Source organism: Effusibacillus dendaii (genome assembly GCF_015097055.1).
Lineage (GTDB): Bacteria > Bacillota > Bacilli > Tumebacillales > Effusibacillaceae > Effusibacillus > Effusibacillus dendaii.
This window is the reverse complement of record NZ_AP023366.1, coordinates 2,700,023-2,726,171: the sequence shown is the minus strand read 5'-3', so window position 1 is coordinate 2,726,171 and position 26,149 is coordinate 2,700,023. Positions and strand designations below refer to the sequence as shown.

Annotated in this window: 27 protein-coding genes, 1 pseudogene and 1 riboswitch; of the genes and pseudogenes, 1 reads left to right on the top strand and 27 read right to left on the bottom strand. The window is 46.7% G+C overall.

The genetic code is table 11. The annotated features are described in order from the left end of the window. Window positions 1-128 precede the first annotated feature (128 nt). From csrA to skT53_RS14500, 21 genes and pseudogenes are all read right to left on the bottom strand, one after another. Window positions 129-398, bottom strand: coding sequence for a carbon storage regulator CsrA (gene csrA / locus skT53_RS14600; protein ID WP_200758327.1), 270 nt, complete (start codon window positions 396-398; stop codon window positions 129-131). Between the two features lie 12 nt (window positions 399-410). Beyond that, a complete protein-coding gene (gene fliW / locus skT53_RS14595) occupies window positions 411-815 on the bottom strand; it encodes a flagellar assembly protein FliW (RefSeq protein WP_200758325.1) in 405 nt (134 codons plus the stop codon). Window positions 816-865: 50 nt separating this feature from the next. Then, on the bottom strand, window positions 866-1,444 hold the full coding sequence (locus tag skT53_RS14590) for a DUF6470 family protein (RefSeq protein ID WP_200758323.1): 579 nt from the start codon (window positions 1,442-1,444) through the stop codon (window positions 866-868). A gap of 14 nt (window positions 1,445-1,458) precedes the next feature. Continuing rightward, complete coding sequence (gene flgL, locus skT53_RS14585; RefSeq protein WP_200758321.1) at window positions 1,459-2,352, bottom strand: flagellar hook-associated protein FlgL; 894 nt, start codon at window positions 2,350-2,352, stop codon at window positions 1,459-1,461. Between the two features lie 16 nt (window positions 2,353-2,368). Next, complete coding sequence (flgK, locus tag skT53_RS14580; RefSeq protein WP_200758319.1) at window positions 2,369-3,901, bottom strand: flagellar hook-associated protein FlgK; 1,533 nt, start codon at window positions 3,899-3,901, stop codon at window positions 2,369-2,371. Window positions 3,902-3,995: 94 nt separating this feature from the next. Further along, window positions 3,996-4,493, bottom strand: coding sequence for a flagellar protein FlgN (locus skT53_RS14575; RefSeq protein ID WP_200758317.1), 498 nt, complete (start codon window positions 4,491-4,493; stop codon window positions 3,996-3,998). A 12-nt stretch (window positions 4,494-4,505) separates the two neighbouring features. Next, complete coding sequence (gene flgM, locus skT53_RS14570) at window positions 4,506-4,775, bottom strand: flagellar biosynthesis anti-sigma factor FlgM (RefSeq protein ID WP_200758315.1); 270 nt, start codon at window positions 4,773-4,775, stop codon at window positions 4,506-4,508. Between the two features lie 90 nt (window positions 4,776-4,865). Next, window positions 4,866-5,279, bottom strand: coding sequence for a TIGR03826 family flagellar region protein (locus tag skT53_RS14565; RefSeq protein WP_200758305.1), 414 nt, complete (start codon window positions 5,277-5,279; stop codon window positions 4,866-4,868). A 155-nt stretch (window positions 5,280-5,434) separates the two neighbouring features. Then, window positions 5,435-6,001, bottom strand: a complete 567-nt coding sequence (locus skT53_RS14560) for a ComF family protein (protein ID WP_200758303.1) — start codon at window positions 5,999-6,001, stop codon at window positions 5,435-5,437. A 228-nt stretch (window positions 6,002-6,229) separates the two neighbouring features. Continuing rightward, window positions 6,230-7,081, bottom strand: coding sequence for a DegV family protein (locus skT53_RS14555; protein WP_200758301.1), 852 nt, complete (start codon window positions 7,079-7,081; stop codon window positions 6,230-6,232). Between the two features lie 113 nt (window positions 7,082-7,194). After that, window positions 7,195-8,973 (bottom strand): two-component system histidine kinase PnpS, encoded by a 1,779-nt coding sequence (gene pnpS / locus skT53_RS14550; RefSeq protein WP_200758299.1) that lies wholly within the window; start codon window positions 8,971-8,973, stop codon window positions 7,195-7,197. Window position 8,974: 1 nt separating this feature from the next. Continuing rightward, window positions 8,975-9,667: a response regulator transcription factor gene (locus tag skT53_RS14545; protein WP_200758297.1), complete on the bottom strand. Its 693-nt coding sequence runs from the start codon at window positions 9,665-9,667 to the stop codon at window positions 8,975-8,977. 65 nt (window positions 9,668-9,732) lie between these two features. Then, entirely contained in the window at window positions 9,733-10,719 is a 987-nt protein-coding gene (locus skT53_RS14540) for an inorganic phosphate transporter (RefSeq protein WP_200758295.1), read from the bottom strand. Between the two features lie 11 nt (window positions 10,720-10,730). Beyond that, window positions 10,731-11,342 (bottom strand): DUF47 domain-containing protein, encoded by a 612-nt coding sequence (locus skT53_RS14535; protein WP_200758293.1) that lies wholly within the window; start codon window positions 11,340-11,342, stop codon window positions 10,731-10,733. A 134-nt stretch (window positions 11,343-11,476) separates the two neighbouring features. After that, window positions 11,477-12,136, bottom strand: coding sequence for a phosphate signaling complex protein PhoU (gene phoU / locus skT53_RS14530; protein ID WP_200758290.1), 660 nt, complete (start codon window positions 12,134-12,136; stop codon window positions 11,477-11,479). Between the two features lie 11 nt (window positions 12,137-12,147). Beyond that, window positions 12,148-12,912: a phosphate ABC transporter ATP-binding protein PstB gene (pstB, locus tag skT53_RS14525; RefSeq protein WP_200758288.1), complete on the bottom strand. Its 765-nt coding sequence runs from the start codon at window positions 12,910-12,912 to the stop codon at window positions 12,148-12,150. Beyond that, a complete protein-coding gene (gene pstA, locus skT53_RS14520; protein WP_200758286.1) occupies window positions 12,909-13,769 on the bottom strand; it encodes a phosphate ABC transporter permease PstA in 861 nt (286 codons plus the stop codon). Before pstA ends, pstB begins: the two co-directional genes overlap by 4 nt. Next, window positions 13,766-14,662 carry a phosphate ABC transporter permease subunit PstC gene (gene pstC, locus skT53_RS14515; protein ID WP_200761000.1) on the bottom strand — a complete coding sequence of 299 codons (897 nt, stop codon included), beginning with the start codon at window positions 14,660-14,662 and terminating at the stop codon, window positions 13,766-13,768. Before pstC ends, pstA begins: the two co-directional genes overlap by 4 nt. A gap of 123 nt (window positions 14,663-14,785) precedes the next feature. Continuing rightward, on the bottom strand, window positions 14,786-15,667 hold the full coding sequence (locus tag skT53_RS14510; RefSeq protein ID WP_200758284.1) for a phosphate ABC transporter substrate-binding protein: 882 nt from the start codon (window positions 15,665-15,667) through the stop codon (window positions 14,786-14,788). A 97-nt stretch (window positions 15,668-15,764) separates the two neighbouring features. Beyond that, complete coding sequence (locus tag skT53_RS14505; protein ID WP_200758282.1) at window positions 15,765-17,414, bottom strand: methyl-accepting chemotaxis protein; 1,650 nt, start codon at window positions 17,412-17,414, stop codon at window positions 15,765-15,767. 86 nt (window positions 17,415-17,500) lie between these two features. Continuing rightward, a pseudogene (locus skT53_RS14500) lies at window positions 17,501-18,055 on the bottom strand (RNA-guided endonuclease TnpB family protein); the annotation flags it as partial. Window positions 18,056-18,172: 117 nt separating this feature from the next. Here skT53_RS14500 and skT53_RS14495 point away from each other — a divergent pair. Continuing rightward, window positions 18,173-19,012, top strand: a complete 840-nt coding sequence (locus tag skT53_RS14495) for a patatin-like phospholipase family protein (protein ID WP_200758278.1) — start codon at window positions 18,173-18,175, stop codon at window positions 19,010-19,012. Here skT53_RS14495 and skT53_RS14490 read toward each other — a convergent pair whose 3' ends face one another. From skT53_RS14490 to metK, 6 genes are all read right to left on the bottom strand, one after another. Beyond that, on the bottom strand, window positions 19,013-21,193 hold the full coding sequence (locus skT53_RS14490; RefSeq protein ID WP_200758276.1) for a GGDEF domain-containing protein: 2,181 nt from the start codon (window positions 21,191-21,193) through the stop codon (window positions 19,013-19,015). It abuts the gene before it with no gap. A gap of 136 nt (window positions 21,194-21,329) precedes the next feature. Next, window positions 21,330-21,845, bottom strand: a complete 516-nt coding sequence (locus skT53_RS14485; RefSeq protein WP_200758274.1) for a phosphatase PAP2 family protein — start codon at window positions 21,843-21,845, stop codon at window positions 21,330-21,332. 215 nt (window positions 21,846-22,060) lie between these two features. Next, a riboswitch (cyclic di-GMP riboswitch) is annotated at window positions 22,061-22,149 on the bottom strand. 82 nt (window positions 22,150-22,231) lie between these two features. Continuing rightward, on the bottom strand, window positions 22,232-22,666 hold the full coding sequence (locus tag skT53_RS14480; protein WP_200758268.1) for a glycosyltransferase: 435 nt from the start codon (window positions 22,664-22,666) through the stop codon (window positions 22,232-22,234). 54 nt (window positions 22,667-22,720) lie between these two features. Continuing rightward, the gene (locus tag skT53_RS14475) at window positions 22,721-23,425 is read right to left on the bottom strand and encodes a response regulator (protein WP_200758267.1); all 705 of its coding nucleotides are present in this window, start codon (window positions 23,423-23,425) and stop codon (window positions 22,721-22,723) included. Further along, on the bottom strand, window positions 23,412-24,584 hold the full coding sequence (locus skT53_RS14470; protein WP_200758266.1) for a sensor histidine kinase: 1,173 nt from the start codon (window positions 24,582-24,584) through the stop codon (window positions 23,412-23,414). The genes skT53_RS14475 and skT53_RS14470 overlap by 14 nt, the downstream gene beginning before the upstream one ends. Window positions 24,585-24,812: 228 nt before the next feature. After that, the gene (gene metK, locus skT53_RS14465; RefSeq protein ID WP_200758265.1) at window positions 24,813-26,012 is read right to left on the bottom strand and encodes a methionine adenosyltransferase; all 1,200 of its coding nucleotides are present in this window, start codon (window positions 26,010-26,012) and stop codon (window positions 24,813-24,815) included. Between the last annotated feature and the right edge of the window lie 137 nt (window positions 26,013-26,149).

The window sequence follows — 26,149 nt, the reverse complement described above, 5'->3', positions numbered from 1 at the left end:
TTGAGTGAGGCTTCCTTACATATAATTTATCGTACATACAGCAGCAATTATTTAGCAGCAAATCCTTTCAATTTTCCCGTATTTTTTTGTTTTTGCGGAAAAACATGCGATTATCTTTTGTTTTCAACTCAATTCTGCTCGTTATAATTTTTTAGTTCAGGGAGCTTCCCACGCAGCGTTTCCCATACCTGGTTTAATTTGTCAATATCTCTGGCCGATTGTACAGCATGCCGGTTTTCCGATTGAATTTCAAGATAAATCTCTTTCCGAAAAATCGATACATCGGAAGGTGCTTGAATCCCGATCCGAACCTGATCCCCTTTCACCTCCACAACCGTAACTTCGATCCCATCTCCAAGCATGATGCTTTCGCCCTGTTTTCGCGATAATATCAGCATTGCGTATTCCTCCTAACGAAATGCGGTTCCGGAGAACAGGGGATGTCTCACTCCGTACTCGGCATTGTTAAGCAGCACCTGCTTTCCCAGCCCTTTTTCTATATTGATTACCACAGGCGCCAGCAAATTCACTGTGATCCGTGCAACATCATCAGAGAGAACGGTGACAACCAGAATTCTCGCAGCTTTTTCATCTGTTATCCCAATGCTTTCAAGCTCTGCAATCGGCAATTCCACCCGATAGTGCGGAAAAAACGGCCTGGGATCGGTCAAAACCAATGTAATCGCTTCATTTTTCAAAGATTTCAATTCAAAAAAAGGGCCTTCCGGATCAGGCAAAAACAATTGAAAATCGTGTCCCGCCTCTATTCCTGGAAGACCTTCCGGAAACTTCACGATATATTTGTTTTCATTCATCGTTCTGCATTGCTCCCTTAAATAGGTTTACTGTAACCATCTGATTTAAGCTAACGGACTGTATCGACATAACCTCCGACCGCGTGCACTGAAATACTGGGCTCTTCCCTTACATACACCTTTAGCGCCCCGGCAGTTGCTGTAATTTTCGGTGTAAAATAATTCGCTTGAATTTGTACCCCGTTCTTTTGCCATTTAACGTCCAATACGGAAGGATTTACGCGAATCGGCACAGGATTAGCCGAGGGAGGATCCGTATCTTGAATAACACTTTGGTCAAATTGGTGTTGAAACGCCAAATCCGCAAAAGCGTCCTGTTTATTCGTAATATCCATCATTCGATCTCCGTCCTGGGCAATGCTTCCAATATTGTCCAATACCTGCAGGTGAGCCTGATCACCCGCATGAGTCATGAAATCAACGATGCCTCTTTGTCCGTAAGCCGTATTGGCCGGACGATAATCAATGATCAGAACCGCCGGTGTTCGCTGAATCTTTAAATCCGCCGGAATTTGCCTGATCTGCAAATCAGCCGGACGCTGATCAATTTGAAACGTGGAGGGAGTTGTTTCAAGTCCAACCTTCCCGGTTATTTGATGAATTTCCAGTCGAAAACTTGGCACTTTCATCTTATACACCCGCCTTAGCGGAGAAAGTCAACCAACGAGGGCTGCAAGATCCGGGATCCTACTGAGAGAGAAGCGCGTTGCACCGTTTCCGCCATTTTTAAGTCCGTAATCGTTTTTGGGATGTCTGTATCCATCGTATCTGACAGTACTTTTGTCACATTCAGCTGTTGATCTCTCAACCGATTATCCACCAAATCTACGCGATTCATCAGGACCCCTACTTCGGACCAGGCGGCGTGGACTGCTGACATCCGGATATCGACAAAACCGATTGCTTGGCTGATCGCCGTCGTATTATTGGTGTTTAAAGCATTCGAGAGGTTTTTTAAGAGCATAAACGCATTATCAGAAGCCCCCGCAGTGCCAAACACAGCTTGTCCGGTTATATTACCCGGCAAATACGTATTGTCGCTTATGGTGATCATAGTCCGATTCGTGTCTGAATTTTGTGTTTCCGCGTTCGCCAAATTTGAATAGGGAATCTGATCGGTTTTTTGACCATTAAACATATATTTGCCGTTAAATTGCGAATTGCCGAGATCCACCATTTCTTTGTAAATCTGGTCAACCTCTTTGGCCATTGCTTGTCTGGCATCCTGCGGGACCGTATCGCTTGCTCCCTGTACGGCAAGCTGACGAACGCGCTGCAACAGATCATTTACTTTTGAAATATACGTATCATAAGTTTCTAAATCACTTTTGAGCGATGACAAATTGCGCTGATATTGTTGAATGCGGGAAAGCCCTTCCTCATACCGCATCGCAAATCCGACTCCGACGGGATCGTCTTCCGGTTTATTCAGCTTTTTTCCTGTCTCAAGCATTCTTTGATAGATATCTAAGTTTTTATTGTTGATTTGCACATTTTTCACAAATTGGCTATTTAACATTGATTGTGTAACGCGCACTGTATGTCACCCTTTCTTAGCGTGTCAATCCCATGCCGTTGATGATACGATCCAGAATCGAATCGATTACGGTAACCATGCGGGCCGAAGCATTATACGCCTGCTGAAATTTGATCATGTTCGCCATTTCCTCGTCAATGGAGACCCCGCTGACCGATTGCCGCTGATTGTTGACCTGCTGTACCACCGTATCCTGATTTCCCTTATAGCGAGACGCTTCCTGCGCTTGCAAGCCCAGTTTTCCGACTAATGAGCGAAGATATTCTCCCGGTGTTCCCTGGGGTACAGTGGCGCCAGGAGTCGTAAATGCAACCGTCTGATTGGCTACTTGTCCGAGCAGCAAAGCATTCGTGCCGTTCCCGACATACACGTGAGTCCCCGACGCATCCGTATAAGATGAATCAGAGGCAGCTATATATTTCACATCACTCACGATTTGACTGTTTACCTGAATGTTGGCCGCAGTAAAGGTCGAGGCTCCAGCCGGTTTTGTGAAAAACGGTATTCCTGTCAAGGTTGGATCGTGCAGAGTGTAGCCCGCCTGGTGCAATCCATTGACACCTGCATACGTTGCAGTGGTGCCATCTGGTTTGGTAATAGTGAAAGAACCTTCAGCCAAACCTTCCACGAACGCATCCAATTGCCTTTTGTAAGAAGCAACATAGGTCGTGCGGGAATCGATCAGTCCCTTTATTTCTCCGCCGACTAAAGTGACAGCAGTAGTTCCCGCAGCTGCAGGACCGGTTACATTGATGCCATTCGCAACCGGATCGTACGCCACACTGGCAGTATTATTATTGATATCTAGGAGCGTAGTTCCCGGAGTACCGCCAGTTGTAATCGAGTACATACCGTTTGCGCTTTCGGTGACTTGCACATCCATAAATTTCGATAACTGATCCACCAAAAGGTCTCTACGGTCACGCAAATCGTTTGCTTTGTCCGTACCTGTCGTCTCTACCATATTAATTTGTTTATTCAATTGTTGGATTTGACCCAAGAACGAATTTACTTGATTAACTTCCGTGTTAATGTTGGAAATCAGATCGGTATCCAAGTTTGACAGTTGATTATTCATCAGGTTGAGAGTTCCAACCAATTCCAAGCCCCGTTGTTTCACAAGTTCCCGTGACGTGGGATTGTCTGGGGCAACGCTCAGATCATGCCAAGCATTAAAAAAGTTGGTAAGAACCGTAGCCAAACCGGTATCTGAGGGCGCATTCATAATAATTTGCAGTTTATCAAGCGTCTGGCTCTTAATGTTCCATTCAGAAAGCGAACTATTCTCCCGACGATACTGCGAATCAAGAAATCGGTCCCGGAGGCGTTGAATTTGAACTACATCGACACCTTGTCCCAACTGTCCAGCTTCCGTTCCTTTGGTTACAGCAGGATACTGCAATGGCTCAAACGTCGTCATATCAACCGCTTGACGACTGTACCCTTCGGTATTGGCGTTAGCTACGTTATGCGATACTGTATTGAGTGCTGTCTGCTGGGCAAACAACCCTCGTTTGGCTACTTCAAGCCCGTGAAACGTTGAGCGCATCGCGCACCTCCATCTGTATAGCTAAATCTTTCAATTCCTAAGACATCTTCGAAATATATATCAATAGTTTTCCTTCGTTTGAAAGAAATTCCTTCTACGCTTGCGTGTCAAAAAACCTTCTTTGCCCAGCCGCTTGACCCGTATCCCCTTTCCCCGTATAGAGACCCGCTCCAGGAACATCCGTGATCATCTCAATAGTACGCTGCACTAAATCGAGAGATTGCCGAATCAGCTGACCATTCAAATCGTTCACAGCCTGCAGATCCCCTACGACTTTCGCGAATCGACCGGTTAACAGCTTAAGCTTGGCAACCTGTTCGGGGTTTTCGATCAGGGCCGCCAGTTTTGTGGCAGTCAACTCTTCCAGCTGCAGGTTATACAGTTCGGCAATCTGTTGCCCCTGCCGCATCCGCTCTTCTTCCAACGCTTCGATTTTTCGCACAAAGGAGACTTCCACATTCAGGATCTCCTGTAACGTGTCGATGTCTCCTTTAATCAGCGTCTGTTTTTTTCGTTCCGCAACCTGCAAAAACGCTTCATGTTCATGCAGCAGTTCTTCCACAACAAGAATTAATTGTCCGATCGGATCCAAACTGCATCTCTCCTACTCACCCAACAGATAGCGGGCCATTTTGTCGGCAATTTTGTGTACATCTATCGTATACGTTCCACTTTGCACTGCCTGTTTGATCTGTTCGACCCTCTCCCGCTCCACGGCATTTGTTCTGTCACGTGACAGTTCCATCGCCTCGGAAGAAATCGAAAGTTCATCCGTTCGTCCATCACCCGCAACATATTTTTCTGTTTTTGAATAGGCGGTTGCTTTCTTGTAGGGTTGGACAGAGTTCACTCCGCCGTTCTCATTCACCTTCATATCGAGTCACCTCGCAAAAAACCGATACTCTGAGCTTCTACTCTTAGTATCGGCAAAAAAGAAAAATTGTTAAGTTGCTCTTTTTTGAATCTATTTTCTCTCAAATCTCTTCTTCAGGTAGAACTCTTCCCGACTTCTTGATGAAGCGCTTCCCGATTGCTCGGAATCTTGATGCATCACCCGATCAAACTGCTGTTTTAACTCATCCGAACAAGAGCGGCAAAAACGGCCGGATTGGATAGGCAGTCCGCAACGTTCGCAGGGAAAGGTCATGGCCGGGTACTTTTCCGCGATCAATCGTCCCTCGCGAATAAAACGAAAGATCTTCTCCAACGCGACTTCCGTTTCTTCGTGTACCTCTTGCGGAGACGCTCCCCGGTTGGCCCGTAAATATTGACCGACTTTCATGAAATCCTCATCGTCTTGTTTGACACATTCCGGGCATATATCTTTCATCGTCCGATTAAAAAGACGACCGCACTGCTTACAGTTAGTCAGAGCCATGAAGAGACCCCCCTGCAGCGAAACTTTAAACAGTTCCGTTATTATATAGATACTTCCCATTATAAGGCAAAACCGGGCAACCATCCAGACACAATTCGACAAACGGCGTTCCAGCAACGATTAAAAAGGTTTGCGTATTAGAAAAAACCTTTCTTTTATCTCGCTACGGTTATCACATATACCTCTGTTGCCCCGGCCAGCCGCAAAGCACGGGCGCACGCTTCTGAAGTGGAGCCAGTGGTATATATGTCATCTACCAACAATATTCTTTGTTCCTGTACCTGACTCTGATGAATAGAATGGCATACATAAGCGGATTGCAGCGCTTTCAGTCTTTCCTGCCGGTCACGGGTTACTTGTCCTTTTAAATGAGCAGTGCGTTGCAGAGCAGACAAAACGGGGATGTTTGAATAGGAAGATAAATGGAGGGCCAGCATCTCAGCTTGGTTGTATCCCCGTTCACGCAATCGATCAGGATGCACAGGAACCGGCACCAGCCAATCGATTTGGCGGTCGGCAAAATGACGATTCCATGCTTCGTTGATGCAATGACCCAAAACAGAGATCAATTCCTGTTCACGGGTAAACTTAAAACGGTGCAGCAGATCCCGGAGTACGCCTTCGTATTTTCCATAGGAGCGGGCCATCAGGAAGGAAGTTTCACGCATACATTCGGGACAACGTGAGAACAACGGCAACTGTTCCCCGCCTTGTCGTTCCATATGTCGACCGCATAGCATGCAATAAGGAGGATCGATTAGACGAAGCTCTGCATAACATCGGGAACACAATTGAATTTGTTCCTGCCAGTTATCCGCCCGGCCATAATCACTCTCCGTTCCCGTATGTATTTTCCCGAGGCAACAGACGCATACCTCTTCCGGCGGGTATAGCAGATCCAGCAGCCCTTCCCAGAAACCTGTCCACTTACGATGAATGTGAACCACATCCTATCCGAAGTAATAAACCAGCGCTAGGACGCCGGGACCCGCATGGGTTCCAATAACCGAACCCAGTTCGCTAAGTTCCGGATTGATATCAGGAAATTCACTTATGACACGCTCCTGAAACTGCTTTGCATCGGCAAGGTTGTCCGCGTAGACGACCGCCAGATGGACAGGGGCGCCCGCCGCCTTTTGCCAGTCTTCCCGGAACAGATCGACAATCCGGTCCAATGCCTTGCGCCGGGTCCGTACTTTATCAAATACATCCAGCTTGGCTTCTGAATTGATAAACAAAACCGGTTTCACCTGCAGAAGCGATCCCAGCAACGCGGCAGCCCCCGAAATACGGCCGCCCTTATGCACATGCTCCAGTGAATCGAGCACAAAATAGGCTTTGCTGTTCCACACGATATGATCCAATCGAGCCACAATCTCGTCCTTGCTTTTGCCTGCGTCCCTCATTTCAACTGCCTCTTTCACCATCGATTCCAATACATAACTGGTCAGTCGGGAATCAATGACCGTAATATCGCCTTCCACCATTCCAGCGGCCGTTTTTGCCGAATTATACGTACCGGATAACGCAGCCGAAAGGAATACTCCGATCACCGAATCATGCGTTTTCAACAGTTCTTCAAACGCCTGCACAAATTCGCCTACAGACGGCTGTGAAGTTTTGGGCAGCGATTTTAAGGTAGGCAGCAGATTCCAGAACTCGCGTGTCGACAAATCCTCGCCTTCCCGCCTCGATTCATCCCCGAAGTTCACGTATAAGGGAACTACCTTAATTTGGTGTTTTTCAATATATTCACTCGAAAGATAGGCCGTGCTATCCGTCACAATTGCGATATTCGACATCAAAGCGCCTCCTTTAAATCCGTCTGGTTTATTATAGCAAACCGCGCAGAACTGTGTATAAGTCTAACCAGGCTTCCGCCAAAACCTTCAGCTTGGCGAAAGCCTGGTTTTCTTTACTGCTTTCCGGTTTGTCGCTTAGGGATGATAAACGAGAAAACGCTCCCTTTCCCCAACTCACTTTTCACAGAAACAGTTCCTTGGTGCGCTTCCACAATATGCTTGACGATGGCCAGCCCCAGGCCGGTGCCTCCTGACCTGCGATCACGGGCTTTGTCGACCCGATAGAACCGTTCAAACAAACGCGGGAGATCTTCTTTCGGAATCCCAATTCCCGTATCCCGCACATGAATGGTTACCTGTTCGTCGGCCTCCTCCACCACCACTTCTATTTTGCCGCCTTCCGGCGTATACGCCATGGCGTTGCCCACCAGATTGATAATCACCTGTGAAATACGGTCCCGCGCCACTTCAGCAAAAACAGGCTGCGGCGCCAAACGCGTATCAATTTGCAAATGGAGCTGCTCCGCTTGATGAGTTAATTTTTCTACTGTACGGGACACCAGTTCATTCAAATCGCACATGGAAAATTGAAAGGTCAGATGACCCGATTCAATTTTCGACAGTTCGAGCAGATCATTCACCAGCCGATGAAGCCGTCCTGATTCTTCGTAAATGATGGAGAGAAACTGCCGACGCATGAGAGGATCATCTGCCGCTCCATCGAGCAGCGTCTCTGCAAAACCGCGAACAGCCGTAATCGGAGTTCGTAATTCATGCGATACATTTGCCACAAACTCGGTTCGCATTTGCTCTACTCGTCTCCATTTTGAAACGTCATGCAATACAATAACGGCGCCCACTGCCGTTTGATGAATCCCTTTGACGGCGGCGCCATAAATCTCAACGTTTGTTTCAGGCACCGTAGGAAGCACAATCTCTTTTCGACGGGATTCTCCTGTCAACAGCACCTCATCAATCAATGTAGACAGTCCATAGGAGCGGCCGACTTCCCAATGCCACTTCCCAAGCAGATTTTTATCCGTGTGCTGAAGCAGATTCTCCGTGGCCTTATTCACAACCAGAATCCGGCCCGTCCGATCAACTACCATAACCCCGGATTCCATACTGGCGATAATCGCTTCCAGCTTGCTTTTCTCCTGCGTCAAATCTTCAATTTGATTGGACAAAGTCTCCGCCATCAGATTTACCGATTGACCGAGCAATCCAAGTTCATCCTGGCTGCCGTAACGCACCCGTTCATGGAAAGCTCCACTTGCAATTCTTCGCGTGACACGGGTGATTGCCTCAATGGGACGGGCGATTCCTGAAGCGAAATACATTCCGACTACAGATGAAATAAGCGCCACCAGCAAGAGGAAAATTCCGATTGATTCCCATATCCCCCGCAGTTCCCTGTAAGTTTCGGATAGCGGCATACTCACTCGCACAACCCCTAACACGTTGTCACCACCGGTTACTGGTACTGCCACATTTATCACGTTTGTACCAATCTGCGGATCGGGTCGAATCTCCGTTCCTACCTGATGCTGAAGCGCGTCCTGGATTTCCTTTTGTTGCGTATTAATATCTGATGTACGGAATGTCGAGTCAAAAACCAATGCCCCTTTTTGATCAAATACGGAGATTCGTTTACCGGTAGCGTCTTTCACCACCGTTGCCACGTCTGAAATCATCATTAAAGTAGATTGGGGTGCCACCATATACGGCGCCACCCAATTTGACACGATTTTTGCTTCATCGATTAACGTTTTGCGTATGTTTTCCATATACACACGTTCCACAAACTGCAGCGTATAGATTCCGGCGACCACTAGCGTCAACACGATCAAAACCAGATACGTAAACGTGATTCTGCCGCGGATCCCTCTCACTTTACGCCTCCCCTTCGACCAATTTGTACCCGACCCCGCGGATCGTTTTGATATATCGGGGATTCTTTGGCTCTTTCTCTAACTTATCCCGCAAATGGGAAATATGAACATCTACGATTCGAGTGTCGCCGGCAAATTCATATCCCCAGACTTTGTCCAACAGTTGGTCCCTGGCCAACACACGCCCCCTATTTTTCATCAGATAATGAAGCAATTCAAACTCGCGGGGCGTAAGATCGACTTTCTCACCGCGAATGGTCACTTCATATTTGTTAATGTCAACGGAAATATCCCCGCACTGATATACACCCGCCGTGTCTGCAGCATCATCCCCGCTCCGTCGCAGTACCGCTTTGACGCGCGCAGCCAATTCTCTGGGTGAAAACGGTTTGGTTACATAATCGTCCGCGCCCATTTCCAATCCAAGAATACGGTCTACTTCATCATCTCTTGCGGTCAGCATGATGATCGGGGTGGATAGACCTTGCCTCCGCATCTGCTGACAGACCTCAACCCCATTCAGCCCTGGCAGCATCACATCCAGGATCACCAAATCCGGCCGTTCCGTTTTCACCATTTCAATCGCTGTCAGACCATTATCCGCTTCCAATATTTCATAGCCTGCTTGTACAAGATTATACTGAACCAGTTTTCGAATCGATTCCTCATCTTCCACAATCAAAATCCGGAACATCTTTCTTGCACCCCCGGCGCCGACAAGTTTTCCAACCTCCGGCTCAATTGCCTATCAAGTGTATTTTACATGAAAAGGTTTAAAACCAGATAGCATCCGCCTGCCAGTACAGCCGTAATCGGAATGGTAATAATCCATGCCAGCACGATCCTGCCGGCCACTCCCCATTTAACTGCGCGAAACCGTTTGGCTGCTCCGGTCCCCATCACCGAAGAAGACACAACGTGAGTCGTCGAAACCGGCAAAGTAAGTGCGGTGGCTGCTTGAATGACTAGTGACGACGTCAAATCAGCCGCAAACCCGTTAACTGGTTCCAATTTGATGATTTTGGACCCGATCGTTTTGATAATTCGCCAGCCACCGACAGAAGTCCCCAACCCCATAGCGAGTGCAGCTGAAATTTTTACCCAAAGCGGGACATCCAGTTCTGTTTGAAACCCGCCTGCCACTAATGCAAACACCATAATCCCCATCGATTTTTGAGCGTCATTGGAACCATGCGAAAACGCCTGCATACCAGCGGAAATGATTTGGAAAACGCGAAACCATTTATTAGTCCAATGGGGCGAAGCATTTCGAACCAGTAACTTTAAAATTGTCATTATGATATAACCAGTAACAAATGCAAGTATAGGCGAAAGAATTAAAGCCTCCAGAATGGTGGAAAACCCTGTCCAGTTCACCCCGTGCAAACCGGCTCCTGTCACTACCGCACCTGTCAGAGCCCCGATCAAAGCGTGAGAAGAAGAGGAAGGAATTCCGAAATACCAAGTAATCAGATTCCAGGCAATCGCGGCCAGCAATGCCGCGATTACAATCAGAATTCCGTTCGGAATATGAGCTGGATCCGCGATCTTACCTCCGATCGATTTGGCCACACCCGTAAACACCAAGGCACCTGCAAAATTCAGAACAGCGGCATAGATCACAGCAGTTCTTGGTGGAAGCGCTTTTGTCGAGACGGAAGTGGCAATCGCATTGGCCGTATCGTGAAAACCATTGCTGAAATCAAACACAAGAGCAAGCAGTACAACGATAAAGATCAATGTCATGACAATCCTCCTTACGCGTTTGTCATGACAATCGATTCAAGAATGTCCGCTACGTCTTCGTAACTGTCCGAAATACCTTCTAACAATTCGTACAGCTCTTTGTATTTAATAATATCCACAGGGTCTGAAGTACGGGCAAACAGGGATTTGATCGAATCACGCATGAGTTTGTCCCCTACATTTTCAAGCTCATTAATGCGAACCGTGTATTGACGTATTTCTAACATTTTCCTGCGATGCAACGCTTTCATTGCCTGTTCCAGTTCATTTGCACAGTCCATAATGTTAGCGGCAAAATCATGCATAAAGTTATCCACAGCCGAAATGTGGAACAGATCAAAACGGTTTGCAGCCGCCTCCAGCCCGTCCAAAACATCGTCAAGCTTTGACGCCAGAGCAAGAATATCCTCTCGATCAATCGGTGTCATATATGTTGCATTGAGCGCCCGAATAATTTGATGTGTATATTCATCCCCTTGAGCCTCGAACGGTTTGATTGCGGCGAACAGCTGCTCTCCGTTCTGGTAATTTTTCAATCCCTTCTGAAAAGCCGCAGCTGCCGCTGAAATATTTTCCGTTACCTGCAGCAACATATCGAAAAATTGGTTCTGTTTTTTAAACACGGTCGCACCCTCCTGCGAGAAAGTAGAACTTTGTCAAAACAAAGTAATTATAATGGATTTTGCAAGTTTGTTTTTGAAAAGTTTTTGTAAAGTTTTTGTTAAGTTTTTTCGCAGGGGGTTTAATGCGACTCTGACTATATATTAAGATCCTGTCTTTTGCCGGAAATCATAAAGATCACCCATTCACCGATATTGGTGGCATGGTCCGCGACCCTCTCCAAATATTGAGCCACCATTAACAAATGGGTCAATTGACGGTTTGCAGATCGGTTTTCCCCCATCATGCCAACAATTTCTTCAAAAATAGCCGTATACAACTTATCGACTTCATCATCCTTCGCCGCCAACGCTTCTGCCCGCGCTTCATTTCTTTCCACGTAGGAAGTCAACGCTTCCCGCAGCATTTCTTTGGCAAGATCGGCCATTTTGGGTATATCGATTAACGGTTTGACAAGAGGCTCCCCCGACAAGCGTATAGTGGTCTTGGCAATATCAACCGCATGGTCAGCGATTCGTTCCAAATCGGTGACAATCTTCATTGCCATTCCAATAATCCGAAGGTCACTGGCCATAGGCTGCTGCAAGGCGATTAACCGCATGCACATCGCCTCAATGTTAATCATCATTTCATCAATCTGATCATCCTGTTCGATCGTCTGCCGCGCCAATTTCAGGTCCGATTTGGCCAACGACTTAACCGCCTGATAAATCGCCTCTTCCACAAGTGTCCCCATTTTCAAAAGAGCCGCTTTTAGTTCTTCCAGAGAATGGTGGAAATTTGAACGCGTTTCCATTTTATTCCTCCTTAACCGAAACGACCTGTAATATAGTCCTCTGTTCTTTGATCCGTGGGTGAAGTGAAGATTTTATCCGTTTCATCCGTTTCCACCAAATAACCATTCAGGAAAAACGCTGTAACATCGGAAATTCTTGCCGCTTGCTGCATATTATGCGTCACGATAATGATCGTATAACGCTCTTTTAGAGTTTGCGTCAGTTCCTCTACTTTCAGAGTGGAGATTGGATCTAATGCGGATGTTGGTTCATCCATCAATAATACGTCCGGTTCGACAGCTAACAACCGGGCAATACAAAGCCTTTGCTGTTGACCTCCCGACAGTCCCAAAGCGGATTTGTTCAACCGGTCCTTTACTTCATCCCAGAGAGCGGCCTGCATCAGACTGCGTTCCACAATCTCGTCAAGTACCGATTTTTTCTTGGTTCCATGAATTCGCGGTCCATACGCGATATTGTCGTAAATCGTCATCGGGAACGGATTGGGACGCTGAAATACCATGCCCACCCGTTTGCGCAACGACACAATATCCGTTCCATCCGAATAGATATTTTGTCCATCAACAATCACATCACCGGTGATTGTGACACCTTCAATCAAATCGTTCATTCGATTCAATGTTCGTAAAAATGTGGATTTCCCGCAACCGGACGGGCCGATTAATGCGGTAACCGAATTTTTTTTGACGCGTAAATCAATATCATAAAGAGCCTGATTTTTACCATAAAAAAGATTTAGCTTGTCGGCTCTGATTTTGTCTGTAACCTCGTTCATGATCGTCCCCCTGACAGTCGTTTCTGGATCAAGCGGCTCGGAATCGCGATTAACAGGTTAAATATCAATACTACGATAACGAGCAATGCCGCGCTCCCCTGCGCAATCTCTTTCGCATCAGGAACAATCGCCTGCGACTGAATGTACCAAAGATGAACCGACAACGTTTCCCCTATCGCCATTGGATTAAAATCGGGAAAATAGCGTGACACGGAAAGACCGGCTGTATAGATCAGCAAAGCCGTTTCCCCTAACGCTCTGCCTGCAACCAATGTGACACCGGTAATTAAACCTGGCAGCGCAGCAGGAATCAACACTTTTCGAATCGTTTGCCATTTGGTTGAGCCTAACGCAAGAGATGCTTCCCGATACGACGACGGCACCACACGCAGCGATTCTTCTGTCACCCTGACCAAAACCGGCAGATTCAGCAATGCTAAAGTCAACGCACCGCTTATAATAGAAAACTTCAAATTCAGCAGGTTAACGAACAACAATGCACCGAATAATCCCAATACAATGGACGGGACAGAAGATAGAGAATCTATTGACAACCGAATGAAATCAGTAAATCGATTTTTCTTCGAAAATTCGGCCAGATAAATGCCTGCTCCCAGTCCAATTGGCAACGAAAACAAAAGCGATAAAAATAAAATGTAAAAAGAGTTGAACAACGGTGGCCCAATACCGCCGCCTGCCAAAATTTCTTCCGGACGCCCGGTAATAAATTTCCAGGATAATTGAGGCAATCCGGTACTCAAAATCCGGTATAAGAACCAGCCCAAGATCACAACAATCAATAACCCTTGTATCCAAAAATAGACGGTTGCAATACGATCGCTTAACTTACCCTTCATTGCACTTCACTCCTTCTGGATACAAGCCGGATAATCAGGATTAAGAGCATCGAAATCAGGAGCAGAATCAACGCCATTAAGTACAACGTATTATTCCAAGCCGTGCCGTAAAACGTATGCGGCATGTCCTTCACAATTGCCGTCGTCAGGACAGTCGTAGAGTCCAGCAATGATTTCGGCATCTTTGGCGAATTTCCTAATACCATAAAAACGGCCAGCGTTTCTCCCATTGCGCGTCCCATGCCAAGGATGACCCCTGTCAAAATACCCGGTCGGGCTGCCGGCAGCAGTACCCGCCAAATCGTTTGCCAACGTGTCGCCCCCAGCGCGAGCGAAGCTTCCTCCAGACTTTCCGGCAAAGAACGCAACGCATCTTCCGACACAGACAAGATCGTCGGAAGGATCATAACAGCCAGAATAATGGCAGCCGGCAGCATTCCATAACCAATTGTGCCGGTCAACTTGGCAAGAAACGGTACAAGCACTGTCAGACCTATAAAACCGTATACGACAGACGGAATCCCAACAAACAGGTCTGTAGCAGGCCTTAAAATCTCCCGCATCCAATTAGGCGCGATTTTCGCCATAAAAATAGCACCCGATATAGCAAACGGAACTGAGAATATTACTGACAAACCGGTTAACGCAAACGTTCCGAAAATAAACGAAAACGCTCCAAATCGATTCTGGTCAGGTGTCCAATCGGCCGAGAAAAAGAATGTGCCCGGTGAAACATCCCGAAATGTCTGGAGACCTTGATATCCTACAAAGAGGATAATTGAAAAAATCACGGCAGATACGAGCACTGCACTGCCAATAAAAATCCGGTGCATGGTCCGATCCGTACGCGATTGTCTTCTGGACCATTTGTCGGACGAAGAACTTTCTAACATTGCCCTTCCGGCCTCTATAGAAGCCAATGGAACGACCCCCTTGAATAATTTTGAAACGACAGCAGGACGGTGAAAATCACCGCCCTCAGTTTACCATAAATCTGTATGCTTAAAGTTATTTAATTACTTTTGGAGCAAATTGGCAGGCAGAAACTTCAGTTGTTCTACTCTATTGTTTTGGAAATCGTTCGACAGAATGAAGTCAAGGAATGCCTTTACAGCACCTGTAGGTTCACCTTTCGTATACATCCGTTCTGATCCAAACAGCTTGTAAGTGCCATTTTTAATGTTGTCTTTGCTGAATGCCACACCATCAAACTTTACAGCTTTGATGCCCTGTTGCAGATAAGGCGTATCCACATAACCAATCGAGTTCGGGGTGCTCTTTACAGCTGTTGCAACAGCACCGCTGGAATCTTGCGTTACACCCTCTTTGGTGAACTCTTTGCCGTCCAATACAATCTGTTGCACCAGTTTACGGGAACCGGAGCTTTCCGGACGGTGCACAATTGTAATCGGAGCATCCTGTCCACCAACTTCTTTCCAGTTCTTAATTTGACCTTCAAAGATTTTTGCCGCCTGATCTTTGGTCAGGTTATCCACAGTAACTCCTTCATTTACAACGATGGCAAACGGCGCAATCGCCACAATATGCTCTTTCAGGTTTGCATCCTTAAATTCCGGACCTGCCGCGACATCGGAGTTCCCAATGTTCACAGATCCGTCAGCTACCTGCTTAAGGCCCGTACCGGAGCCGCCACCTGTCACATTGACCGTAACTTTCGGGTTTTTATCCATAAAGTCTTTTGCAGCTTGGTTAACAAGCGGCTGCAATGCGGTCGAACCGGAAGCCGTTACTGTACCAGTTAACTCTTGAGCACCGCCGCCTTGACTCGGTGCCGGTGATCCCTGCTGGTTCGAAGATCCACAACCGGTCAACACACCTAGACCCAATGTAGCAACCATTGCAAAACCAATCGCTCTTTTCGACAATACGCTTAACATCCAGTTAAATCCCCCTTCAAGTCTTAAGTTCCTCTTCATTGTACTTGCCCATTGTAAACAAACCATGTCAGTATTGTTAAGAAATTGTAAATACACCCTAAACGACAAATTGTCGGGCTTTATCATTTAAACGATTCATTACATCAACCAATTCCTCTGCCCCGGTCTGCAGCTGTTTCGATTTTTCCAGTTGTTCGGCACTGATCGACTCAATCTGCATAGAACTGGATAATGTATTGTGCGACACCTGCCGCACGGAAAATAACGTCTGTTCAATTTCCTGGACTTGTGATGCCCACTGTTCCATTACACTCACCGTGTCGGCCACCATTTTTTGTGTCGATTCAATGCCCTTATAAACTTTTTGCATAGTGTCCCTCGCATAAACTGCCTCCGAAACACCTTGTTCCGCCTCTTGCTTACCGACCAGAGTCTTCTTTACCGCCAGTTCCGCTTCACGTTCAATCGATTGTGTAAACTGTAAAATTTCTTCCGCTGCCACTTTGCTCTGATCAGCCAACACTCGTACCTCCTCCGCTACCACAGCAAATCCCCGCCCGGCTTCACCTGCCCTGGCAGCTTCAATCGATGCGTTTAAAGCCAACAAGTTGGTTTGTCCGGCAATCCCTTGGATGGTCGCAAGAATGTTCCTGATCTGCTTCATTCCATCCGCCAATCGCAGTACCGTTTGATTGATTTCTTCCGTTAGATCGGAAACCAGCTGCATACGGTCCGTGTTTTTTTCAACAGCAACCAATCCCTGTTCAATCTCGTCTTTCATTTGAGTTGTAATGCTGCTGCCCTCCTGCATAATACCAACCAACTGAACAACCCGACGACTCATCGATTCCATTGATGAAACAGAAGTATCCAAGGCACTGGCCTGCTGTTTGGCCCCTTGCCCCATCACATTCATCGATTCGGAAGTCGAGCGGAACTGTTGAGCGAATTCATCAATCGCTTGCAACATAGAGTTTGCTGACCTTTTCCCTGAATCAATTCCCTGTTCCAGTACTTGCACCATCTCATTAATGCTTTCCAACATAAAATTTAAACCTTTCGCCACATCCGTAATCTCTCTGACACCGTTCGTTTCATCCATTCGGTCCCGCAAGTCGCCATTCGCCACTTGTTCCATCACTTTTCTGATCCTTGCCAAAGGCTTTATCCATAACCGAATCAACCAAATCATAGCCAGTACGGCCACCGCCAATACTGCGACACCTATACATAATGTGACCGTCCGGATATAGCGGACAGGAGCCAAGTAACCATCTTGTGAAACGTCAAGCACATAGCACCATCCTTTTTCCGGAATGGCCTCAAAAAAAATGGTCCGATTTTGACCGTTTCTTTTGACTTGCAATACTCCCTCTTGGCTGCCCCTGATTTGTTTCAGCAAATCGGGTGCAGGTTCTTCTTTCGCTAAATTAATGACAGTTTTCCCGCTATTTGTATCAATCATCCACTGTTTTGGCTCCCAGCCTTTCTGATTCATTCGAGTGGACTCTTTTAGCATCTCAAATTCCATTTGACCCGGAAGTTGGGCCGAATCAATCGAACTAATGAGCAGTGTGACTTTCTCTTTCATAATCATCCCCGTACGTTGCAGATCGGTTATGACCATTGCCCGCATCACTTTTTCCGCTTGAAAATAGACTAATCCGGCCGTGAGTAAAACGGCTGCCGTCACGCAGACAGCTACCGCCAAAGAAATTTGACCGCTTAACGTTTTCTGCTTTTTCATCGCCACGCCCCCGTGTTGTGCCGAAAATCGCAAAATGTGACATCATTGTAGCATCGAAATGTTGAGCAATTGTTAAGCAATATTTAAATCATATTTTCTACTTGCAAGTTTTCGATCCCAATCAGTTGGTTTTCCTGAACGAGTCGAGTAGACAGTTTATGCAGAAAATCATGACGACAATTCCGAATGGCTTCGTGAAGCCGTGCGACTTTCAGACGTGCTTTCTCACGATTGCTGCCCCCTTTCTGGCGACGGGACAAAATACGTTGCCATTTCGCAAGTTGCTTTTCATACTTGCGCAAATATTTGGGATTATCGATCTTGTCTCCGATAGAGAGAGTGGCAAAATGCGTAATGCCAAGGTCAATTCCAATCGCTGAATCTGGCGAGGGTAAGGGTTGAATCTCGACTTCACAAAGAATCGATATGAAATACTTGCCTGTTGGATTCCTGCGGATCGTAGCGGATAGGATACGTCCTTCCGCCTCGCGCGATTTGGAAAATTTGACCAGACCCAATTTCGGAAGTTTCATCCGGTTTCCGATGACTTCAATATTCCCGTTCGTGAATTTGGTTGTGTAGGATTGAGTGGGATTTTTCTTGCTCTTAAAGCGCGGGGCACCATTTTGCTTCTTGAAGAAATGCCGATTCCTCCCCTCCTTACTTCATTGAAGAAGGGATCTTCTCGGCAGTGTAGATAAAAAGGAACCGTTTTTCAAAAACTGGAGAGGAAAATGAGATATTCGGGAGGGGCGGGCGTGAAAAAAATAGGACTAGCATTAGGCGGAGGCGGCGTGGCAGGTGGCGCGCACCTTGGAGTCCTGCTTGCATTGGAAGAAGCAAACGTTCAGATCGATTGTTTGACGGGAACAAGCGTCGGAGCGATTATCGCATCACTTTATGCATATGGAATTACAAGCAGCCAATTAATTAAGCTAATTCCTACTATCGGAAAACATTACCTGGATTTTGATTATTGGTCCATTCTCCGCTCAATGGGGAGGCAGGCACGATTTACCGGTTTAATTAAAGGAAAACGGCTGCGCAATATGATCGCAAAGAAAACCCGAAACGTTTCAATGTCCCAACTAAAAATGCCTGTCGCATTTCTCGCAACAGACATTATACAAGCCAAACCTGTCATATTCTCTTCGCGCCCATTGCACACGGACGACACCGCTCGGGACATCGTGACAGACATCTTGTTAGCTGACGCCGTGCAGGCAAGTTTCTCGATACCGATTCTATTCCAACCTGTTATGTACCGCAACAGAATGTTTGTGGATGGCGGCCTCCTGGAAAACTGTCCGGTTGACGCGGCACGCTTGTTAGGCGCTGACAAGGTGATTGCGGTGAATCTGGTATTTGCCAATCCGGTTCGCTCCCGCTTCGATTCGCTGTCCTCGCTTATGACCCGAGTGATCAACATCAACCTGGCGACCCAATCGAAGTCAATCCGCAAAAAGGCAGACTTTGTGCTCCACCCGGAAGTAGATTCAATCGACATTCTGGACTTTTCAAAATTGGAACTCTGCATCCAAATCGGTTATACACATACCCAAAAACAGATTTCAGAAATTAAAAATCTTATCACATAGCTAAGACATTTCTCTTTCCACAAAAGCGCTGCCAGCCTGGCTCTTTGCGATCTTCTTTATTTGAACCGCCTGGTTCGACAACTGTTCGGCGGAAAACCCCTTCAGGTCATTTCCCGAACAGCGCAAGAGCGCCAGTGAAATGGTGGGGCCGTGTCCGGATTGTTCGTTGTCAAAACGTTCTATAATTTGGCGGCAAATTTCCTGCGGGCTCGGATGATTTGTGATAATGATAAAATCATCGCCGCCAATATGGCCCAGAAAATCATCTTTCACCGAAGCATTTGACAAAACGCTCAGCAACAAGTTGGCCAATCCACGAATTACCTGATCTCCCTCCCGAAAACCACATCGATCGTTAAATTCCTTAAATCGATCCAGGTCGGCATAAATAACAGAGAAATCCTGGCCAAGTTGAATACGTTTATCCAATTCAATCTCTATCAATCGGTTACCGGGCAATCCGGTCAACGGATTCATGTCTCTTGCATACTCAAGTTTCGCGTTTGTAATCGTATCCAAAATGGAGTGAATCGTCACCACGCCTAAAATGTTGCCTTCCCGGGTGACAATCAACAGATCATAGATTCGCTGATGATCCCTTACCATGGCGATTCTGGATGCGTCTTCCACACCTGTATTTTCGTCAAGGATAATCGGATTTCCGTCCATCAGTTTTGACACAGGACGTTTCCAATACAACGGAACGCCGTATTGGGAGGCCAGCGCCTGAAACAGTTTTTCCCGCATGATTAAACCGATCGGCCGGCCTTCACGAACAATCACGACACCACTTTCGTCTTCAAAGCGATTAAAGTAGGACACGATCTCCTGCGTCACGGTCCCCTCTTCAAACGTTTTGACAGGACGGACAATATCTTTCAAAGCGCCGGAATATCCCTGCGTTGTCGGCACATATTGATTTCGCTTGATCAGCTTGACAATTTCAGCAGAAACTTCCTCAAATCCCGCCTTCGGACGGCCCAGCAGGTATCCTTGACCGCAATGAACCCCGATTTTGAGAACCGTGTTCAGTTCCTGTGTGGTTTCAATACCTTCGGCAATAATTTTACAGTTCATTTTTGTCGCAAACGTTACCAGTGTCTCCAACAGAATCCGTTTGGCATGATGACTGTCAATCTGATGGATGATTGATCGGTCGATTTTGATATAGTCGGGACGTATTTCCGCAATCGCTTGTAAGGAGGAATAGCCCGCCCCCGCATCATCAATTGCGATCCGATACCCCTGTTTGCGGTAATAATTGATTGCTTTAACGAATGACGGAAAATCTTCGATTGATTGTCGCTCCGTGATTTCAAAAACGATCTGCTGTGGTGTCAAATTCACTCTGCGTAATAACTTTGCCGTTTCACCCGCAGTAAAAAACGGATCATTGATCACGTTTGCGTTTAGGTTGATAAACAGCTTACTGTTTGTTTCCCCACACCGAAATCCGGAAATCGCTTGTTCCCGGGCAACTTTTTCAAGATGATACAAGCTGTCCATCTGTTCCGCATATGAAAACATGTCGAGCGGAGCTTCAAAACCGCTTCCCTGCGGCCCTCTTGCCAAAGCTTCATATCCGTAGACCGCACCGGTTAACAGCGATATAATCGGCTGATAGACAGCTCGAATCAATTTTTGCTCAAGAATTCGGAAAAATTCCTTCCGTCGCTCAATCTGTTCCAGTTGAGCTTCATTTTTCGCATCCTGCATCGCCTGTTTCAAACCGCGGTACAGTTCGTTTGAGATGTTTTTCGAAGATACGGAATGAAAGATCGATGTTCCTACATATAATTCCAGTTCCTTTTCGGGAAGATTCAATTCCGCATTCAGTTGTTGTTCCACTTCGGTCCGCAATCGGTACGCAAAATCAGAAAACAGATCCACTTTTTGATCTGGCAAAAGAAAAAATAAAAACAGATCATCCCCTAACATTCGCCGGGAGAAACATCCTTCCCATTTTTCCTGTTCGAACCTCAAAATGATCTGGTTGAGCGTCTGCAATACACGATTGCAAAATAGCTGTCCACGGGTCTGGTACACATCACCAAATCGTTTGATGTCCAGATAAATGAATCCCACTTGACCTTTTTTCAATTGTCCATTCAATCGTTTTAAAAACCTTTCGTTTATAAAACTATCATCCAGCAACAAAATACTCTTCTGTCGATTCCCCATCGTTCTCTCCGCCCTCTTCGACAAAATTCCACATTTTGTCTTATCAGTATACCGATGGAGTTTATTTAAATGGTTAATTATTTGTAAATTTAAGTAAAAATCCTTATTGTACGGTCATAGAAGAACTTTGGCACAGTCATGCCAGCCAAAGCGGGACCGCTGTCCCCAATACAGCGCCGATCGCCACATCTGACGGATAGTGCAGTCCCAAATATACACGTGAACTGGCGGTTAAAGCCGCAAGTGCATACAAACCCGGAGACAAGACGGGAAACGCAATTGACAAAACAGTCGCCGAGCAAAAGGCGGCTGTTGAATGGCCAGATGGAAATGATGCATCTGTCAGAAGTTTTCGTCCCGTAAATACATTCTCCAGAACCTGATAGGGACGATGGCGCGGCAGCAGCTTTTTACAAGCGGCCACAATCAGATGGCTAAACAACAGGCTGATCGCCAAATGAACCCCTTCATAGCGCCAATACGGATCACTCTGCAGCAAAAAAACCAGCGACATGCCAATCGAGAAAACAGTTCCACCCAGATGTGTAACTACAGGCATCAACTGTTCAAAGAACGAACATTTGCAGGCGCCATTAATCCAGCGGAACGCCCGGATGTCTCTTCCGACCATCCATTCAGCCATACGCTGCATAATTTCACTCCTCAAAATTCTCTTCTATAAGGATAGCATTAAAGTATTAAGTTTTTATAAAAATCGTGTGAAAGGGTGATGAAAAACAAAAACAGCGAAAACACAAACTAAGAGGTTCCTTGGAATAAGGAACCTCTTAGTTTGTGGGGGGTAGGGGGATTCCAAAAGGGTCAATGAGGAAACCTTTTGGGGGATTGAGCAATTCACCCGGAACAATCAGCAGCCTGGCTATCATTGCTTTGGGGAAGCTTTAGACCCATGGCTTTGCGTCCCTGTCTTTCGACGAGGTTTGCCCTTGATGATTGACTCGCTCCTTGTCTTTAATTTTACATGTGTCGACAAAATAGTACATAGGTCTGCACGACTATTTTTATACAAATTCCTCATTAACCGAAAACCCTTTTAAAATAAGGGATAATTCTTTTGGTGTTTTTCCAGCTCCGAAGATCATATAGGGCAAAAGGACTATCCTGATCTGCTGATGACCACACAGATTCCAGCAATCCCCCGTCGTATTCCCGGTCAGTTCCGATCAATTCAATTCTTGAATAATTCTCCTGCAAACGACTGACAATTTCCCGGGTCGAATCCTCTGAGCCGGTATCCACCACAAGGATATGAAGATCATTTTTTAAGAAAAACGAACGCACCAACAAAAAACGCAGTAAACCTTCCACGTACGCTTCTCCGTTGCGAACCACCAATACTAACGTAAACCTGTGACCTTCACTGATCGAAGGGGATTCATAAAGTCGAACCACCTGATAGAGCGCGGCGACAATCCCGTAAGCAGCGAACGCCCAAATCAAAAGAGCGAGCATACCGAACACCTCCCTTGTGGTGTCACTATATGCGCGCCCTCTATTAGGCGTTCGTCATAACCTTACCCAACCGTTCCTGGCTGCTGCAATGACCGCCTGCGTGCGGTCGTCTACATTAAGTTTACCTAAAATAGAAGAGACATGATTTTTCACTGTTTTTTCAGATATGAATAACGCCTCACCAATCATTCGGTTGCTTTTTCCTTCCGCCATTAAACGAAGGATTTCCATCTCTCGAATCGTCAAAAGCTCCCGCCATGTCTCCTGTTCAACGGCTGCCGCCGCCTCCTCATGAGCGGATGCGTGATCAGTTGCGTTGTAGCTCAGACGTTTAAACTCGTTTAATAATTTGGTGGTAATCTGAGGGTGAATGAACGCTGTTCCATTTGCAACTTGCCGGACAGCTTCTACTAACACTTCCGATTCGACATCTTTTAAAAGATAACCGTTGGCACCGGCCCGAATGGATTCAAAAATATATGCCTCATCATCATGAATGGATAATATCAAAATTTTAACGGCAGGGTAGGCTTGCTTAATCAACTTGGTTGCTTCCACGCCGCTTTTTTGGGGCATATTGATGTCCATCAGGATAACATCCGGCTGCAGGTTGGCAGATAGCGTCACCGCCTGCTGTCCGTCTACCGCTTCTCCCAAAATGGTAAAATCGTCTTCCAATTCAAAAATTCTTCTTAGTCCCTGACGAAAGAGTGCATGGTCATCCGCCAGTACAATTTTGATCGGACTATGGGGAGTCAACTTGAACGCCTCCTTGATTCGTTATCGGAAGAGTAATAATCACTTTGGTTCCCTCTCCGATCCTGGTTCGGAACTCAACCTTACCCCCTAGCAGTTGAATTCTCTCTTGCATCCCCAACAACCCGTAATGACCCTGTTCTTTCTTGCCTCTCGATGTTTTCAAATCAAATCCCTTGCCGTTATCAAGGATGTGCACAAGAATCTCCGGATTTTCCAACTCCAGCTTAACGGAAGCGAGCGTTGCTTCGGAATGTTTCGCTATATTGTTAAGGGCTTCCTGAACAGAACGAAAAATGGCCACTTCAAACGCCCCTGACAGCCTTCGCTCTTTGCCGACCAGGGCAAAATCGGTCTGGATCCCGTATTTTTCCTGAAATTTCGTCAGATAACGGCGCAATGTGGGGGCAAGTCCCAAATCATCCAATTCCATGGGCCGCAAGTCAAAAATGGTTTGCCGAACTTCCGCCAGGCTGTCCCGCACCATCTGTTTCAGATCTTGCAGTTCTTCCCGGACGCGGTCAATGTCCCGATCCAGCACTTTCTCGCATAATTCCGCACGCAACACTACATTCGCCATCATTTGGGCAGGCCCATCGTGAATCTCCCGCGCCAACCGCCGGCGTTCTTCCTCTTGCGCCTGAATCATCCGGCTGCCCAAGTATTGTTTTTCCTCAACGGTCTGCAGCATCACGTCGATCTCTTTTTGTTCACCCGACAGGTAGTTAAAAGCAACACCAAGCTGGGTCACAAGTTCCTCCGCTTTCGAAACCAGATCCCCCAAGTTTTTGAGCCGGAGCGACAGTTCATCTCTCCTCCGCCGAAGACGTTTTTCTTTTTCCTGTGCAGCAAGAAGTTCATGTTGCACTTTTTCTGCTTCTATATAAACTTCTCGCACCTGCTCTTCCGAGTGTTGCGCGTGATTTTTACTGACAAGCGCCAATCGCTGCCGTGCTTTCCGCAGTGCGCTCTCCAGTCGGTCGACGTTTTTCACCGTCTCGTAAACCTGCAATTGAACAGCGGCCAAATCCCGTTCCAATGCTTGATACTCACTGCGCGATACATCCGCGATTTCATAAATTTGGTACTTCCCCTGTTCAATTGCACGCAGAGTCGCTGATATGGCGTTGTCGAGGATTCGTGTGTCAAGTTGTGGCGACACGTATCGAAACCTCCTCTACTTCTTTTGACCTATTTATTCAATACCAGAGACCTATTTTCCTGCAATCTGGTTCTGTTTTTTGTCAACCAATACCATACAATGTCGAAAAAAGTCTGAGGGCACGGCGTAAATGCCATGCCCTCAGTGCAATGGGGTAAGGGTGATATGCTATAGAAATTCGGTGGACAATTTTGTTTTTGGGGGTGACACCAAAAAAATTTTATCCGTTTATGATAGTCCCGCCTGTTGTCGGAGAGTCGCCGCCTTATCTGTACGCTCCCAAGGCAGATCCAAATCGGAACGGCCAAAATGACCGTAAGCGGCTGTCTGACGATAAATTGGACGCCGCAAATCAAGCTCCTTAATGATGCCTGCCGGACGCAAATCAAAGTTATTCTTTATCAGGCCAACGATCAGTTCATCATCCACTTTCCCCGTCCCAAACGTGTCAACCATGATCGATACAGGGCGCGCTACGCCGATTGCATACGCGAGCTGCACTTCGCATTTGTCAGCTAGGCCGGCAGCCACGATATTTTTAGCCACATAACGGGCTGCATAGGCAGCAGAGCGATCCACTTTTGTCGGATCTTTGCCCGAGAACGCGCCGCCGCCATGACGCGCGTATCCGCCATATGTGTCGACAATGATTTTCCGTCCGGTCAAACCGGCATCCCCCTGCGGACCGCCGATTACGAAACGGCCTGTAGGATTGATAAAATATTTGGTTTGATTATCCAACAAATCCGCCGGAACAACCGGTCGAATGACATGTTCGTGCAGATCTTTGTCGATCTGTTCCTGGCTGATCTCTTCCGAATGCTGGGTAGAGATTACAATGGTATCGATACGAACCGGTTTGTTGCCTTCATACTCGACCGATACTTGCGTCTTCCCGTCCGGACGCAGGTAATCCAGGGTTCCATTTTTACGTACCTCTGACAGACGGCGAGCCAGTTTATGCGCCAATGAAATCGGCAGCGGCATCAATTCTTCCGTCTCATTGACAGCAAATCCGAACATTAAGCCTTGGTCGCCTGCACCAATCGCTTCAATTTCTTCTTCTGTCATCTGCCCTTCCCGTGCTTCCAACGCTTTATTGACGCCCATGGCAATATCGGCGGACTGCTCGTCTATCGATGTAATGACCGCACAGGTATCTGCGTCAAATCCGTATTTGGCGCGCGTATATCCAATAGAACGAATCGTTTCGCGGACCACTTTTGGGATGTCCACATATGTACTTGTGGTGATTTCCCCAGCCACCAGCACCAACCCTGTAGTAACGGAGGTTTCACAGGCAACCCGAGCGTTAGGATCTTTCGACAATATGGCATCCAGCACGGAATCAGAAATTTGGTCGCATATTTTATCCGGATGTCCTTCCGTCACAGACTCGGATGTAAATAAGTAACGACGTATCGTCACAGGAATCCCCCCTGTTGTATACTGTCAAATTAGAATGGTTTAAGTCGATTTATCATGTTATCCTAAATTTTACCGGCTGTCAATCGTTCTTTGCATCGCAAATTTATCGTTCTTCATTGGCCAAAAAGATATTCGCA